The organism is Mycobacterium triplex (genome assembly GCF_000689255.1).
In the GTDB taxonomy this organism is placed as follows: Bacteria; Actinomycetota; Actinomycetes; order Mycobacteriales; family Mycobacteriaceae; genus Mycobacterium; species Mycobacterium triplex.
In genome coordinates, this window is sequence record NZ_HG964446.1 from 3,167,585 (window position 1) to 3,181,710 (window position 14,126).

At 66.2% G+C, this 14,126-nt stretch carries 12 protein-coding genes; 4 read left to right on the top strand and 8 right to left on the bottom strand.

What is annotated here, in order from left to right:
- Nucleotides 1-121 precede the first annotated feature (121 nt).
- Nucleotides 122-460: a hypothetical protein gene (locus BN973_RS14645; protein ID WP_036472451.1), complete on the bottom strand. Its 339-nt coding sequence runs from the start codon at nt 458-460 to the stop codon at nt 122-124.
- Between the two features lie 356 nt (nt 461-816).
- Here BN973_RS14645 and BN973_RS14650 point away from each other — a divergent pair, with 356 nt between their 5' ends.
- A complete protein-coding gene (locus BN973_RS14650) occupies nt 817-1,302 on the top strand; it encodes an SRPBCC family protein (protein WP_036468967.1) in 486 nt (161 codons plus the stop codon).
- 26 nt (nt 1,303-1,328) lie between these two features.
- On the opposite strand, the gene BN973_RS14655 is transcribed toward BN973_RS14650, so the two are convergent.
- The 3 genes from BN973_RS14655 to BN973_RS14665 all read right to left on the bottom strand — a co-directional run bounded on the left by BN973_RS14655 (nt 1,329) and on the right by BN973_RS14665 (nt 3,858).
- Nucleotides 1,329-2,048 carry a pyrimidine reductase family protein gene (locus BN973_RS14655; RefSeq protein WP_139830036.1) on the bottom strand — a complete coding sequence of 240 codons (720 nt, stop codon included), beginning with the start codon at nt 2,046-2,048 and terminating at the stop codon, nt 1,329-1,331.
- Between the two features lie 35 nt (nt 2,049-2,083).
- A complete protein-coding gene (locus BN973_RS14660; protein WP_051641592.1) occupies nt 2,084-2,524 on the bottom strand; it encodes a flavin reductase family protein in 441 nt (146 codons plus the stop codon).
- Nucleotides 2,525-2,730: 206 nt separating this feature from the next.
- Nucleotides 2,731-3,858, bottom strand: coding sequence for an FAD-dependent oxidoreductase (locus tag BN973_RS14665; RefSeq protein ID WP_036468969.1), 1,128 nt, complete (start codon nt 3,856-3,858; stop codon nt 2,731-2,733).
- A 461-nt stretch (nt 3,859-4,319) separates the two neighbouring features.
- On the opposite strand from BN973_RS14665, the gene BN973_RS14670 reads away from it, so the two are divergent.
- Both BN973_RS14670 and BN973_RS14675 read left to right on the top strand, forming a co-directional pair.
- The gene (locus BN973_RS14670; protein ID WP_084163618.1) at nt 4,320-4,769 is read left to right on the top strand and encodes a DUF1003 domain-containing protein; all 450 of its coding nucleotides are present in this window, start codon (nt 4,320-4,322) and stop codon (nt 4,767-4,769) included.
- Between the two features lie 51 nt (nt 4,770-4,820).
- Nucleotides 4,821-5,672, top strand: coding sequence for a hypothetical protein (locus BN973_RS14675; RefSeq protein ID WP_051641269.1), 852 nt, complete (start codon nt 4,821-4,823; stop codon nt 5,670-5,672).
- Between the two features lie 8 nt (nt 5,673-5,680).
- Here the strand turns inward: BN973_RS14675 and car are convergent, their stop codons facing one another.
- From car to BN973_RS14690, 3 genes are all read right to left on the bottom strand, one after another.
- The gene (car, locus tag BN973_RS14680; RefSeq protein WP_036472455.1) at nt 5,681-9,229 is read right to left on the bottom strand and encodes a carboxylic acid reductase; all 3,549 of its coding nucleotides are present in this window, start codon (nt 9,227-9,229) and stop codon (nt 5,681-5,683) included.
- A gap of 93 nt (nt 9,230-9,322) precedes the next feature.
- Complete coding sequence (locus tag BN973_RS14685; RefSeq protein WP_330981751.1) at nt 9,323-10,390, bottom strand: alkene reductase; 1,068 nt, start codon at nt 10,388-10,390, stop codon at nt 9,323-9,325.
- A gap of 245 nt (nt 10,391-10,635) precedes the next feature.
- Nucleotides 10,636-11,556 (bottom strand): TIGR03619 family F420-dependent LLM class oxidoreductase, encoded by a 921-nt coding sequence (locus tag BN973_RS14690; protein ID WP_036468970.1) that lies wholly within the window; start codon nt 11,554-11,556, stop codon nt 10,636-10,638.
- A gap of 208 nt (nt 11,557-11,764) precedes the next feature.
- On the opposite strand from BN973_RS14690, the gene BN973_RS14695 reads away from it, so the two are divergent.
- Nucleotides 11,765-12,376, top strand: coding sequence for a PadR family transcriptional regulator (locus BN973_RS14695; RefSeq protein WP_084163619.1), 612 nt, complete (start codon nt 11,765-11,767; stop codon nt 12,374-12,376).
- Here the strand turns inward: BN973_RS14695 and BN973_RS14700 are convergent.
- Nucleotides 12,373-14,076 carry a 3-ketosteroid-delta-1-dehydrogenase gene (locus BN973_RS14700; protein ID WP_198048933.1) on the bottom strand — a complete coding sequence of 568 codons (1,704 nt, stop codon included), beginning with the start codon at nt 14,074-14,076 and terminating at the stop codon, nt 12,373-12,375. The two genes, BN973_RS14695 and BN973_RS14700, sit on opposite strands and share 4 nt — an antisense overlap.
- Nucleotides 14,077-14,126: the final 50 nt, after the last annotated feature.

Genomic DNA, 14,126 nt, shown 5'->3' on the forward strand with positions numbered 1-14,126 from the left:
TCTGTGCCAGGCATAAGGCTAATAGTTTGGGGCAACCGGGGGCCCGGTGAATAGACAGAATGCCAGCTAATTCGTCAATGCGCGCCGAGTGGGGCCGAAAACGCGCGCGGCCGGCCGTCGATCAGTGACGTTCCTCCTCACCGGCGTGGCGTTCGCCGAGTCCTTCTCTCGACAGCGCCCGGAGGAATCCATAGGCGTGCATTCCCGCCGTACCGGGATTTTTGACGATCCATTCGTTGATGTTTCCCAGCGCGGTGGCCAAGTGGTCGCGTTTGATCCGCACCAAGTAGGTCTTTCGCTCGTCGTCGGGATCGTCGTTGGAGTTGGCCACCGCGACAGGATTTTTGAACGCGTACGCAATGCCGTGCACCGAATTGTGATTGAGTGCCCAGCGAAGTTCGTTGGGCCGCAGTCCGTTCACCGCGATGTTGCGGTAGCCGTCGTCGTCTGAATTGCTCACTTGGCCGATGGTCCTCTTCTGGAAGTGCGAGAAAATAGCCGGCGGTGGGCGCAACGTGATGTCGCACAGGCAATTCGACGACCGTTTGAACATGTGTCACCGCACCGAAACCGGGCGCTTGCCTCGGACTTCCCGGTGACACGCCGGGCCGGCGGATGGGCCCGGACGCCCCCTCGGGAATTGCACCGCCACATCAATCCACCGTGACACACCACCGTGGACGGCGCCATCGCAGCAGAACAGCGCGGGTGCTCCGGAACGCGAGGCAACCGTTGCGGGGCATCCGCTTTCGGACCTCGACCGGCGCGGGCGTCGTAGAGTAACCGGCGACCCATCAACGTTGGCTGGGAGGACGCATGACCGAACGCATCGAGATTCAGCGCACCATCGCGGCGCCGGCGCCCGATATCTTCCGGCTGCTGTGCGATCCGCAGGGTCATGTCGCGATCGACTCCACCGGAATGCTGCAAGACGCCGACGGCGACCCGGTGGCCGCGGCCGGCGAGAGCTTCGTCGTGCACATGGACCGTGCGGCCCTCAACGACTACCCGCAGCTCGGTAAGTATGACGTGACCGTCGAGATCACCGAATTCGACCGTGATCGGCTGATCTCGTGGACGGTTCTCGGTCAGCTCCGCCCCCAGATCGGCCACATCTACGGCTTCCGGCTCGAGCCGACCGAAGACGCCGCCGGCACCGTGGTCACCTCGTTCTACGACTGGTCGAAGATCGACCCGAAGTGGCGGGAAGCCGGGATCTTCCCGGTGATCTCCGAGGGTGCACTACGGGCGACACTGGGCATCCTCGACCGTACCGTTCGCCGGGGATACCCGCGGGGCTGACGGCACCCACCAAAAATAACGCGTGATCAGCGGCGATACTTCAAGAACAGATAGTCGTTGCAGACCAGCGCGTGTTCGAGTCGCAACGCGGCCGGCAGCGCCAATCGCGATGGCTGTCGGCGATTACCCACCGGCTGGCACGCGGCGAGCTTGGGGGCCAGCGTTACGCAGATCTCCACGACGACGTCGGCGTCCACGAGTTCGTCGAGCAGTGTCGGTCCACCCTCGCAGAGCACCCGGGACAGCCCGTGCGCGCGCAGCAGCGCAATCGCTTGGGCCACGTCGACGGTGTCCTCACCGGCCACCAGCACCCCGCATAGTTGATCGCTGCTGCGATCGTGCAGCGCCGCGGACTGCGCGCCCGTCACCAACAGCGGCGGCTGGTTCGGGTCGCTGACGAGCCGGGTTGGCAGCCGGCCGGTTTGGCTGATCACGGCGATCGGGGGCGGCTTGCTCTTTCCCGCACGCTGCCGCTCGGCTTGCTGCGTCTCGCTGAGCTGCACCGGGCCGTAGTTCTCCGCGCGTGCGGTGGCGGCGCCGACCAGCACGACGTCGGCGAATGTCCGCAGGATCTTCAGCAGCTGCTGGTCGGTCCGACTCGATAGCGGCCCGGCGCGACCGCCGAATACCGCGGCACCGTCGGCGCTGTAGATCATGTTGGCGCGCACCCCGTCCGGGGGCTCGGCGTAGAACGACGCGAGTTCGGCGATATCGCTGACCGTGCGCACGCGGGGTGGATCGTGCACCGTGTCCGCCTGCTTGCGGTGTTGCTCGGACGCCGTCATGCCTCGTGGCCCGGGTCCAGCGAACGAACATCGTCAAAGGACACCCATTGCTCCTCTTCGCTCGGCGGGTCGCCACCCAGCGGTTCGAGCAGGTGCCCGACATGGTCGCCCAGCGAAAAGCGATCGAGGATCCTGCCGACGAACCAGGCGGCCGCGTCGTCGAGGATGGGTAACTGTGCCGGGCCGCGATGCCACCGGCATCGGTCGAATTTGTTGGTCTCGTCGCCGGTTTGGCTGCCGAACAGTTCGACGAGGTCGATGTGTTCGATATCGAACACATGTACTGCCAGATGAGTTGCGTCGGCGGCGATGCGGAAGGTGTGGTTTTGCGGGGACAGGCCAACCAGGAAACGCGGGGGACGGATGCTCGCCTGGCAGGCGAAGCCCACCAGGCAGCCGGCCGTAATGCCGTTGGATTGCGTGGTGACGACGAACATCGGGTAGTTGAGCAGTGCCACCAACTTTTCGAACGCACTAACCCCGGGCTCGCCCACCCGCTTTCTATTCCCATTCGACGCGATTTGGAATCACATCGAGCCCAATGGCGGCCGACAGCGCGGTTCCGGCTGCTCAGCAGGGCCAAAACGCACGGGTCGAGCGGCGTTGTCCTGACGAATCACCAGACTTTCACGCGCACAGGCGATTAGCGAAGCGGGTCGTTTGCCCGCACACCGCGATACATGCCCCAGCGGACCAGCCCCGGCATCACGATGCGTTGGACTGACCAGGCGGGCAGCCGGAATGCCTGGCCGGTGGGCAGAAAGACCTCCAGCCCATCGGCCTGGATCCCCACCAGTGAGCCCCAGCGTCGTCCCGGCGTTCGATAGGTGCGCAGCCGCCGACCGCTGAACTCGGCACGGATGTTGTGTGCCACCAAGGAATCCCCGCGATTGCGCGCCGAACTGCGCAGCGGATCGCTGGCCGCGACGTCCCCGACGGCGAAAACCCCGCGATGGCCGGGCACTTCCAGCTCGGGCGACACGCGGACGAAGCCGTGTTCGTCGAGCAGTTCGGGCGGCAGCCAACCGGTGTTGGGTTGCACCTGACCGATCGCCCAGAGCACGGCGTCCGCGGTGGCCGGTGGTTGCCCGGTGCTCCAGCTGACGGGCTCACTGGTGATCTCCCGGCCGGCGGAGCCGTTGGAGATCACCGCGCGGTGCCCGGGGTGCACGCCCACACCCAGCTCGGTGAGCCGGCCCTGGATCCGCTTCCAGGTCCGGGGGTGGTAGCCGCTCAACGCGACTTCGCCGGGGAAGTAGAGGTCAATCCGTTTGTCCGGCCACGTGGTTGCCATGTTCACCGCGCTGCTGACCGCCGCCGCACCGCCGCCGACGACGATCACCGAGTTGGCGCCGGCCAGTCGATTGTGCGCGGCGTGCAGGTCGGCGCCGATCTCGGCGGCCGATTGCATCGTCGGTTGACGCCAGAAGCCGTTCGTCACCCCGGTGGAGATCACCAGCGCGTCGAATTCCTCGGCGATCGTTGCGCCGTCGCCGCCGCGGCCGAACACGGTGCGGGACGCCAGGTCCACGCCGGTCAACGTGGCCTGAACCGTGCGCACGCGATCCAAACCGCGGAACCGGTCGAACGGAATCCAGTAGTCGCGCGCCCAATCGCCGGGGCGCGAGATCCGCACCCCGAGTTCCTGACCACTGACCAGCGCGGACTTGGCCGAGATGCCGACGATGTCGGCGTGCTTGGCCAGCCGGATTGCGGTCAGCAGCCCGACGTCTCCCAGCCCCGCAACCACAACGCGTTTGCGCGGCGCCATTACGCGGAGTTCATTTCTGCTGCAAGGGTTTTCCGTGACATGAGACGTGCGCGGCCAGCGGCGCTGGGATCCATGCGGTCCTCCTCGCCTGAAACGCCCGGCGGCTGGGGGTCGCCGGCCGGAATCGGCAAACTGTAACACGTTCTATTGGGCATTCCGGGCGGTGTGGTTGGTTGCGGGGAACCCCGGCGCGGCATGCGAATTGGTGGTTCACTGAGCCGGTCGGCGCCACGTTCGACTCCCGGATCCCGACCGCCAGGTCAGCGTCGCGACCCTCACGAACGCCTGGCGCACCGGCGAGGAATCGATCGTCGTCACGGCGAAGGCCGGCTGAGCCTCGACATCGTCGCCGTTGCCTGCCGGTATGGCCACTAGCATTAGCCAGCGGCCCCGCCCACCCGCCGGAGCGCGCAATGGTCACCGAACGCGCGTATCACCGTGCCAGAAAGGAACGGCTCACGATGACGACCCAAGCCAACGGCCATCGGCACAGCCCACAACTGATCCCGCGCCGGCTGCTGCGCGGCGGACAGATCCATCACCCCGCCGTGCTCGAGGAAGCCAAGCGGCGCAGCGACAATTTCCAGTTGCGCTTGGCGGACCGGATCACCGCATTTGCCGGATCGATGAACTTCGTCTGGCTGCACGCGGCCCTGTTCGGCGTGTGGATGGTGTTCGTCGAACCCAGTCCGTGGCCGACGCTGACCCTGGCCGTATCGCTCGAGGCGATCTTCCTGTCGACGTTCGTCATGATCGGGCAGAACCGTCAGGCGGCCTTCCAACAGGCCAGGGCCGACCACGATTTCGAGACTCAAGAGCTGGAGCTGAAGACCAACACCGAACTCACCCGCCAGATCCACGTGCTCACCGAGGAACTGCACCGGCGGTTGATCGGGCCAACGCCTGAGTGACCCGACCGGTCAACGAAGCGAAAAGGATTGGAAGAGCGGCTGGGGATTGAGATGGTACAGCTGCAGGAGACGATGCGCCCCCGGCTGCGGGCCGTCTTGCGAACGATGGTGCGAGCGTCGGCACCTCGTCCCGCGGCGGCCAAACGCGCAGCCAAGGATTTGCGGCGAAGCCTGTGGCCGGCCGTCGCCGCGGAAATCCGCTGGGCTTTCACTCCGCCGCGAACCTGGTTGATGGGTGTGGTGGCCAACCTGATCTTCGCCGTGGGGTGGTTGGCGGTGCAGCCGTTGACGCTCGGCCGCCATCAGGACTGGGTGGTCCTGGTCGGCACCTACTTCTCGTCGTGGATCCTCGCCGATGTCACCACCACGAACCTGCTCGGCGCGGATCACTATCGCGTCCTTGCGGCCGTGTCCGCCGGCGTGCCGTTCTGGCGAGTGCTGGTGATCAAGAACTTGGCACTGCTCGTCATCGTCGGACTGCCGACGTTGGTGACGGCGGTGGTGTTGACGCTGTGGCTGGAAACCCCGGCGCGCCTGGCCATCACGATCCCGACGGTCGCGGTGCCGATTGTGTCCTGGCTTGGGGTGGGCAACTTCTTCTCGGTGTTACACCCGGTCGGAGTCGCGCCGCTGACGCGGCGGTGGCGGCAACGTGGCGACCGCCGCCGCACCCGCGGCTGGATCGTTGCGCTGACGCTGCCCTACGCGCTGTATTACTTAGCCGACCCGATGAACGGGGTAGAGCATCAGCTGCTGTGGACCCGGGTACCCGCGCTGATTTGGCCCGTGTTCGGCCGGGACACGAAAAGCTCTGTGCACCTGGGCATTGCGTTGGCGGTGTGGGCCGCGGGGACATTGGCAGCGGTGCTCTGGGTGCGCAAACGCGGCTTGCGGGTCCGGTGAGTGCGGCTTCAGCCGAGCAAGGACAGCTGCCGCAAGTCGTCGGCGTACTTGTCGATCAACTCCGCCGAGATGTGCGGGATGTCCTTGTCCGGGCCGATCTTGTCCGCGCGCACCGCGGCGTGGAACGCCTCGGTGGGTGCGGCCGCGCCCCGGATCGCCTTCTCGGGTCGGCGGAAAGCCTGCAGCAGCGGCAGCACCGACTGCTGGCGTTGCCGCTCGGGTAAACCTGTCAGCGCGGTCTGGAACCGGGCTAGCCACTCGTCGTAGTCCGCGATGCGCTGGATCTTGTTGCCGGCCCGAATCAGCCAGTCCACGAACACATCCAGCGAGACCCCGTCGTCGTACGGGTTCATCACGTCGAACGAGGTATAGCCCTCGCGGATTCGGGAGCCGATCGTCGTGATCGCGTCGGCGATGAAGTCGACCGGCAGACCGTCGTAGTGTGCACGCGCGCGGCTTCCGACCCCGTCGCGTTCGTAAAACGAGTGCGGCGCGATGCCCGTCACCAGCAGGCTGAAGATCAACCGGGTGAACATGTCAGGCACGTTGAGCTGGCCGCGGTAGCGGGTGTGGGCGAGGATCATGTCGGACCGGAACACCGCAACCGGCAGGCCGCACAGATCGTTGGCCTCGCGGAGCAGCACCTCGCCGGCCCACTTGCTGTTCGCGTATCCGTTCGCGTAGTCCCCGTTGAGCGGCCGGTCGGGGCTCACCCGCCGGATGTCGCCGTCTTCCTGGAACTGGCCGGGCGGCACCGTGCTCGCCACCGCGATCGTGGACAAGTAGGTCACCGGCTTGATCTGAGAGGTGATCGCCAGCCGGATGATCTCAGCGGTCCCAACGACATTGGGACCGAACAGCTGATCGTAGGGCAGCACGTGGTTGACCAGTGCGGCCGGATGCACGATCAGGTCGACGGTGTCGGCCAGCCGCTGCCAGGTTGCGGGACTCAGGCCCAGATTCTCCTCGCCGATGTCGCCCGCCAGCACCTCGAGATGCGTGGCGCCAAGCGCGCGGAACCGGCTCAGCAGCTCGGGATCGCCACTGTCAAACACCTTTTCCAGGCGTGCCCTGGCCTCGTCGGCGTCGCGGCCACGCACGATCGTGACCAGTTTGCCGCCCCGCTCGGCGAGTCGTTCCAGCCATTCCAGTGTGAGGAATCGTCCCAGCCAGCCGTTCGCACCGGTCAGCAGCACGGTATGCGCCGCGCCGCCAGCATGCGGCAAAGACGGTGCGGCGGATAATGTTTGGGCGTCGATGAACTTGTCCAGCGTCAGGTCGCCGACGGCGATGGCGGTTGCGCCCTGCCCGTGAACGGTGCTGAAACTCGGACGCCGGATACCGGCACCGCGCTGGGCATCGATGTAATCGGAAATCTTGGCGATGTTGTTGGCCGGGCTGGTGATCACGGCGACCGGGACCTCGACACCGAAAATCTCCTCCAGCAGCCGGGAGAAGGTCAACGCGGACAACGAATCACCGCCGAGGTCGGTGAAGTGGGATTCGGGGTTGGCGCCCGAACTGCCCAACAGCGCGCGGCACGCCCCGGCCAGCGTCTCGACCACCGGCCGGTCGGCCGCGGCCTCGCGCAGCACCCGAATCTCGTCGACCTGTGCGGCCGCGATCTCGGTGTACAGCTGCTCGAGCTGTTCGCCGTAGCGGGCCCTGAGCCGGGGACGTAGCTGCTTGCCCAAACCGGAGAGCAACCCGTTCTCGTCGGTGAACGGTTTGGTTTCCAGGATGAAGTCGACGGGCAGCTCATAAGACTGCAAATGGGCTGTCGCCGCGATCTGCCGAAGCGATTGGTGGATGGCCGTTTTCAGCGCCGGGCTGTTTCCGTATTCGGCGAGTGCTTCGGGGGTGGGCACGATGACGGCCAGCAGGCTGGCCCGTTCGCTGTTCCCGTACACGAAGATCTGTCGCACCAGGGGTGCCCCGGCGTAGATGGACTCCAGGTTGGTCACGGCGACGAATTCGCCCTGGGCAAGCTTGAGAACGTTGTTGCGGCGGTCGACATAGACGAGGTGGTCGGGTTGGATCTCGGCCATCACATCGCCGGTCTTGTAGAAGCCGTCCTCGTCGAAAACCTGGGCCGTGATTTCGGGGCGCTTGTAGTAGCCCGGTGTCATCGTGTCGGTCTTGACGAGCAATTCCCCACGCGGATAAGGCCGGTCGGTGAGGAAGTAACCGAGCTCGGGAACGTCGATCAGCTTGTAGTCGATAACCCGCTTCCGATTGACCAGGCTGTCCCGGGTGAGCATTCCGGTCTCGGTCAAGCCGTAGCCATCGGTAATGTGCGCGTCCAGCATCGAGTCCAAGAACGCCTTCATCTCTGTCGCCAGTGGCGCGCTGCCCACGAAACCGCCCAGCACCCGGCCGCCCAGCACATGCTCGCGCATCTCGGTGGCCGCATCGTGCTCGGCGGTCGCGGGATCTGCCCCCTCGGCGATCCCGCGGTCGACGGCGCCGCGGTAGTGCTGGTACAGCATCTCCACTACCCGCGGAACCATGGCGACTTCGGTGGGCCGCACCAGCGCCCAGTCTTCGAAAAGGGTGGACAGATCGGATTCGGGGACGAAGTAGCTGGTGCCGCCGGTGAGAAATGCCGACGCCAGCGGCAGCCGGCCGCCGAGATGATTCAGCGGCATGAAATTCGCATTGATCACCGGCAGGCCGGGCGCCAGGAAGAGCATCGACGTCCACACCGTGGTAACCGTGCGCTCGGTGTACATGGCGCCCTTGGGTGTTCCGGTACTGCCGGAGGTGTACATGATCATCGCCAGGCGCTGGTCGTCGCCGTCCGTGAAGGCCGCAACGGCGGGCAATCGGCGGCCGCGCTCGACGACTTCATCCACCGTAGTGACGGCCACTTGAGTGCCCGAACCCTGCAAGCGCACCCGGGTCTGCTCGAAGTTCTCCCGCTGCTCGTCGACCCCGGCACGGTAGTCGAACACCATCAGCTGACGCAGCGAGGTGCTGGTGAGCACGGACTCCGCCGCCAGATCGAGGTATTCGGCGCTGACCGCGACGATCTTGGGTTCGCATTCCTCGATGATCGGGCGCAGCCTGGCCGCCGCAGCGTGGTGCTGCAGCGGTACGGTCACCAGGCCGAGATAGGCGCAGACCAGGTCGACGACCAGATAATCGGCGCTGGAGAATCCGACGGTTGCCACGACATCGCCGGCGGTGACCGGGTTTTCGGGGTCCTTGCTCCAGGCGGTGGCGATCGCGCGCACCCGGTCCCACACGTCGCGGTAGCTGATGGTCTCGAACCGCGGCCGAAGTCGTAGCGCAGTGCGGCCGTTGGCGTCGGTGACCAATTCGCGAACGCGCTCGCCCAGCGCGGGACGATCGGCGTAGCCGTCGACGAGCTGCTCGAGAACCTCGATCAGCCGCAGGCCGGGCGCGCAGGCCGCCTCGATGACATCGGGAAGCGGCGCCGCCGCGCGGAATTGCGGATCATTGTCGAACAATTCGGCCACCCGCTGGGCCGTCCGCTCGTCCCGGTTGTCGCCCGGCTCGGCCAGGTGGATGTCGCGCAGCGATCCGCTCGTCATGGTGTGTCCTTCCGCCTTTATCTCTTCTTCGAAGCCGAACACCACCCGGACGATGAGGGGGTTGCGCCCAGTGAGTGTGACCTTCGTTACCCGTCACAAGGGTGGGTAGTCGGTATAGCCCAGCGCGCCACCGGTGTAGAGGAACTCCATGCGGGGCTGGTTGAGTTGTGCGCCGTAGGTCCACCGCCGCACCAGATCCGGATTGGCCAGATATGCGCTGTCGATGGTGACGGCGTCGGCCGTTCCGGTCGTGACGACGTCGACTGCTCGCTCCCGGGTGGTCGTCGTCTGGAACCTGCGATTCAGCAGCAAGCGGTCCGGCCAGCGGCGGCGCAACCAGGAATAGATCGGCCGCTCGGGCGGGACCCGCGCGTGCAGATACGCCAACCCCAGATCGCGGGCGTTCTTCGCGAGAATCAGGTGCGCCTCGAGGTCGGGTTCGTGAATGTCGTTCTCCGGATTGCCCGGAGAGATGCGCAACCCCAGCCGGTCGGGACCGATCGCGTCAGCGACCGCGTGGACCACCTCGGTTGGGAACCGTGCACGGTCGTGGGCGGACCCGCCGTAGGAGTCGCGCCGATAGTTCGCGTCGTACGTCAGGAATTGACTCAACAAGTATCCGTTGGCGGCGTCGATCTCGACGCCGTCTGCGCCGGCAGCCCGTGCTCGGCACGCTGCATTCACGAATTCGTCAGTCACACACCGTATTTCGGCTGCTATGAGTTCGTGTGGAACAACGAAGGCCTTCTTGCCGGCGGCGGTGTGCACCGTGCCGGACGGCCTGACCTCCGACGGCGCCACGGGCCGTCGACCGTCCAGGATGTCGGGATGCGAGATACGGCCAGAGTGCATGATTTGCACCACAATTCGGCCGCCGGCCGCGTGCACTGCTTCGGCGACCCGGGCCCATCCGGCTTGCTGTTCGTCGGTGTGCAAACCGGGCTGGTTGGGGTAGGCCCGGCCGCGCGCCGACGGGAACGTGGGTTCGGTGATGATCAACCCTGAACTCGCCCGCTGCGCGTAGTACTCGGCCATCAACTGGGTAGGCACCCCGTCGGCGGCTGCGCGGGTGCGTGTCATGGGAGCCATCAGGATCCGGTTCGGTGCGTACAACGCGCCCAGCTGGATTGGGGCCAGCAAAGGATGACCGGGACACAACAACCGCGGCGGCAGCGCGCTTCCGGCCGGGTGCGACGGGTAGAGACGTTGCGTTCGACCAGCAACAGCGAATCTTCGAGCCACGGTTGTCCGCACCTTTCGTCCGGGAAATTGACCGTCACGACCCGAACCTGCGAACTGACCGGTGAACGAGCGGACACCTCCATGGTGTCGGTGCGCTACCGCCACCGCTAGGACACGTGTCCTCCTGTGTCGGAGGCTTCGCCTCGCACGGGACCGGGATCCAGCTAACGGACGTTCGGCTTGATCTCCTCGATCACCCACTGCGCGTAGTCGAGATATTCGTCGACGCCGCGCACCGCGGGAATGGGAACGGCGCTAACGGTCACGCCCTGCTCGGCGAACCAGTTCAGCCTGTCGACGATCTGCTCGGCGCTCATGCCCGGCCGGTCGCTGGTGCCCTTGCGGACGACATGTCCCTCGCCGACCCGATTGGTTCCCATGCCGTGCATCACGTCGAACGGCCGACCGTCATAGGACGGCTGGGATTTGATGTAGTCCACCTTTTCGGCGATCTGCTCGGGAGGCGTCAGAAACGCCCACCACCCGCAGGCATGTTTGGCCGCCCGGCGAAGTGCCGCGTTGGCGTCACCGCCGATCCAGATTGGAAGGTGCGGCTTCTGAACGGGTTTCGGCTCGAATGCGATGTTGTCGAAGGAGACGTAGCGACCCTCGAATTGCGGGGCGTCGCTGGTCCACAATTCGACGATCGCGGCGAGGTATTCGTCGGCGATACGGCCCCGCTCGTGAAACGGCACCCGCAAAAGTTCGAACTCCCGTGCCAGCCAACCGACTCCGAAGGTCACCATCGTCCGGCCCCCACTCATCCAGTCGGCCGTGGCCAATGCCTTGGCCAGGACAATCGGGTGCTGCAGCGGCAAGACGGTGACACAGGAATTGATGGCGATGCGTTCGGTGGCACCGGCGACATGGGCCTGCGCGACCGTCGAGTGCAGATAGTGCGGTCCGGACAATGCGACGTGGTCGCCGGGGATGACAAAGTGCTCGGGGAAGGCGATCATGTCGTAGCCCCAACGGTCGGCACACTTGGCCATCCGGGTCTGGTCGGGGCCGGTGACCTCCGGTTCCCACGGCTGCATCGTGGCCTTGAGCCGCAGCATGTGCGGAAGCGGGAAGACTAATTTCACGCGCGAACTCCTTCTGCAATACGGCCGACAAAGAAATCAAAGCACCCCCGTGCCGTCGTCACCCCAAACCCGCGACATCGCCGCGTCCCGGCCAGCGGTCAGTGTCACCCGCGCCGGTACTGCGGGTTGTTAACCTGGCGACGTGGCGCAGACCAGCGAAGAGCCGGTGAAGGGGTCGCTTGCGGCGACCAGCTGGGCGCTGCTGGGCATGTTGTCCTACGAAGAGGAAGTCTCCGGCTACGACCTGAAGAAGTGGATCGACTGGAGCGTCGACCTGTACTACTGGAGCCCGTCGTACAGCCAGATCTACACCGAGCTGAAGAAGCTGGAGGCCCTGGGCTTGGCGACGTCTCGCGTCGAGCACGACGAGGGCACCCGCAGCCGTCGGCTCTACAAGATCACCCGGGCCGGGATGACCGCGGTGACCGAATGGGCCACCGACGCACCCGTCGACCCGCCGGTGCTCAAACACAGCGTGCTGATGCGGATGACGTTGGGGCATCTGAGCAACCCGGCCCGGCTCAAGGAGCTGCTTCAGGACTATGTGGCCTACACCGAGACCTGCCACCGCAGGGCGGTCGAGGACGCCGAGGGAGCCGAAGCCGAACCCGCATGGGCGTACTCGGTGATCGCGTTGCGGTGGGCGGCCAAGTACTACGCCGCCGAGCGCGAGTTCGCCCTCGAGATGATGAAGGACATCGACGAGGCCGACCGCATAATGCAGACGGCGCCCAAGGGTAGTTCGGGCAAACCGCGAACGACGCCCGGCTACTGGCGCGAGGTCGAAAAACAGGTCTCGGCCAAGCGCCAAGCCGACTAGTCGGCGCCGGCCGCGTCCCGCGCGGCGATGTATCCGTACACCAGCCCCTGCGCGATCGTCGCGCCCGCACCCGGATACGTCGTGCCGAACGCGTTGGCGGCGGTATTGCCGATCGCGTAAAGACCGTCGATCACCGCACCGTCCTCGCGCAGTACCCGGGCCCGGTGGTCGGCCGTCAGTCCGCCGCAGGTGCCCAGGTCGCTGAGCACCATCTTGACGGCGTAGAACGGCCCCTTGGTCAACGCGCGCAGGTTGGGATTGGGCGAGATCGTCGGGTCGCCGTAGTACCGGTCGTACGCGCTGCGACCCCGGCCGAAGTCGGGATCGATACCGGCAGAGGCGTTTTGGTTGAAACCGGTGATGGTCGCGGTGAAGTCCGCAACCGGCACACCGATCCGCGCGCCGAGTTCGGCGAAGTCGTCGGCGCGCACCGCGATACCCGCGTCGTACCACGCCCGCGGGATGCGCATTCGCGGAAACAACTGGGCGCCAAAGACATAGCTGTTGCGGTATTGCTGATCGAAGATGATCCACATCGATTCGACCGGGCTGCCGGATCGCTCCAGCTCGAGCAGCCGCTGACCGAAGGACATGTAATCCGACGACTCGTTGGCGAAGCGACGGCCGTGCTGGTCGACGATGAGGCTGCCCGGCAGCGAACGTTCGGCCAGCATCACGGCAGGCGCCTCGCCGGGCAGCGGCGCGACCGCGGGAAACCACCACGCCTGATCCATCAGATCGATGCCGCCGCCGAGTTCCTGTCCGGCGCGAATCCCGTCGCCGGTATTGGCCGCCGCTCCCAGACTCAGGTTGGCGCCCAACGACTCCGACTGGAATTTCCACCGCATGTCCATGCTGTGGTCGAAACCACCGGTGGCCAACACCACGCCGCGCCGGGCGGTGATCGTCACTTCGCGACCGCCGTGGGCGACGACGGCGCCGCGGACCCGTTCGCCGTCGCCGTCAAGGCGCAGCAGGGTGGTTTCGGTCCAGACCGGGATACCGGCGCGCAGCACACCCGCGAACAGGCCGGCCGCCAGGCCCTGACCGCCCGCGGCGTAACGCCGGCCCAGCATCCGGCCACCCACGCCTTGCCCGATTCGCTTGGCGAATACCGGAATTCCCTCGCGCGGAACCCGCGCCACCAGATTCATCCAGCGGTAGTCGGCACCCGTGGTCGGCACCGGGATACGGGCCTCCATCAAGCCCGGCTCCAGCCGGGTGCGGTACGCGCGGAGCAGGGAGGTGTCGAACGGGTGGCACTCGCAGGTGCGTCCGGCCGCCCTGCCACCGGGCTGCTCGGGGTGGTAGTCGGAATAGTCACGCGCCCAGAAGAATCGCAGGGGAGTGGTTCGGCGCAGCATCTCGACCGTGCCGGACACGTTCGTCAAGAATCCCGCCGAGCGCTGCCGGGGTGCCGAACCCGCCACCACCGAGTCCAGATACGTCGCCGCGTGCTCCTGGGTGTCGCCGGCGCCGGCCTCGGCCAGCACCGGACCCGCGGGCAGCCACAGCGCGCCACCGGAGCGAGCGGTCGAGCCGCCCACGTGCGACGCCTTCTCCACGACCAGCACCGACAGCCCGAATTCGTGGGCGGCCAGCGCCGCGGCCATCCCGGTGCCCGAGCCCACGACCAGCAAGTCGACGCATCCGTCGGCCACGGCAAGCCCGGCGGGGATCGTCGCGCTGTGTGCTGTCACGGCGAGAACGGTATGTCGCGGCGTCGGGGCAACGGAATAGTCGTCCTGAT

Excerpts from the sequence above, each read along its gene's own strand:
- BN973_RS14650 (WP_036468967.1), top strand. The coding sequence starts at position 817 with ATGACCGAACGCATCGAGATTCAGCGCACCATCGCGGCGCCGGCGCCC.
- BN973_RS14660 (WP_051641592.1), bottom strand. The coding sequence starts at position 2,524 with ATGTTCGTCGTCACCACGCAATCCAACGGCATTACGGCCGGCTGCCTG.
- BN973_RS14665 (WP_036468969.1), bottom strand. The coding sequence starts at position 3,858 with ATGGCGCCGCGCAAACGCGTTGTGGTTGCGGGGCTGGGAGACGTCGGG.
- BN973_RS14670 (WP_084163618.1), top strand. The coding sequence starts at position 4,320 with ATGACGACCCAAGCCAACGGCCATCGGCACAGCCCACAACTGATCCCG.
- BN973_RS14675 (WP_051641269.1), top strand. The coding sequence starts at position 4,821 with ATGGTACAGCTGCAGGAGACGATGCGCCCCCGGCTGCGGGCCGTCTTG.
- car (WP_036472455.1), bottom strand. The coding sequence starts at position 9,229 with ATGACGAGCGGATCGCTGCGCGACATCCACCTGGCCGAGCCGGGCGAC.
- BN973_RS14695 (WP_084163619.1), top strand. The coding sequence starts at position 11,765 with ATGTTGTCCTACGAAGAGGAAGTCTCCGGCTACGACCTGAAGAAGTGG.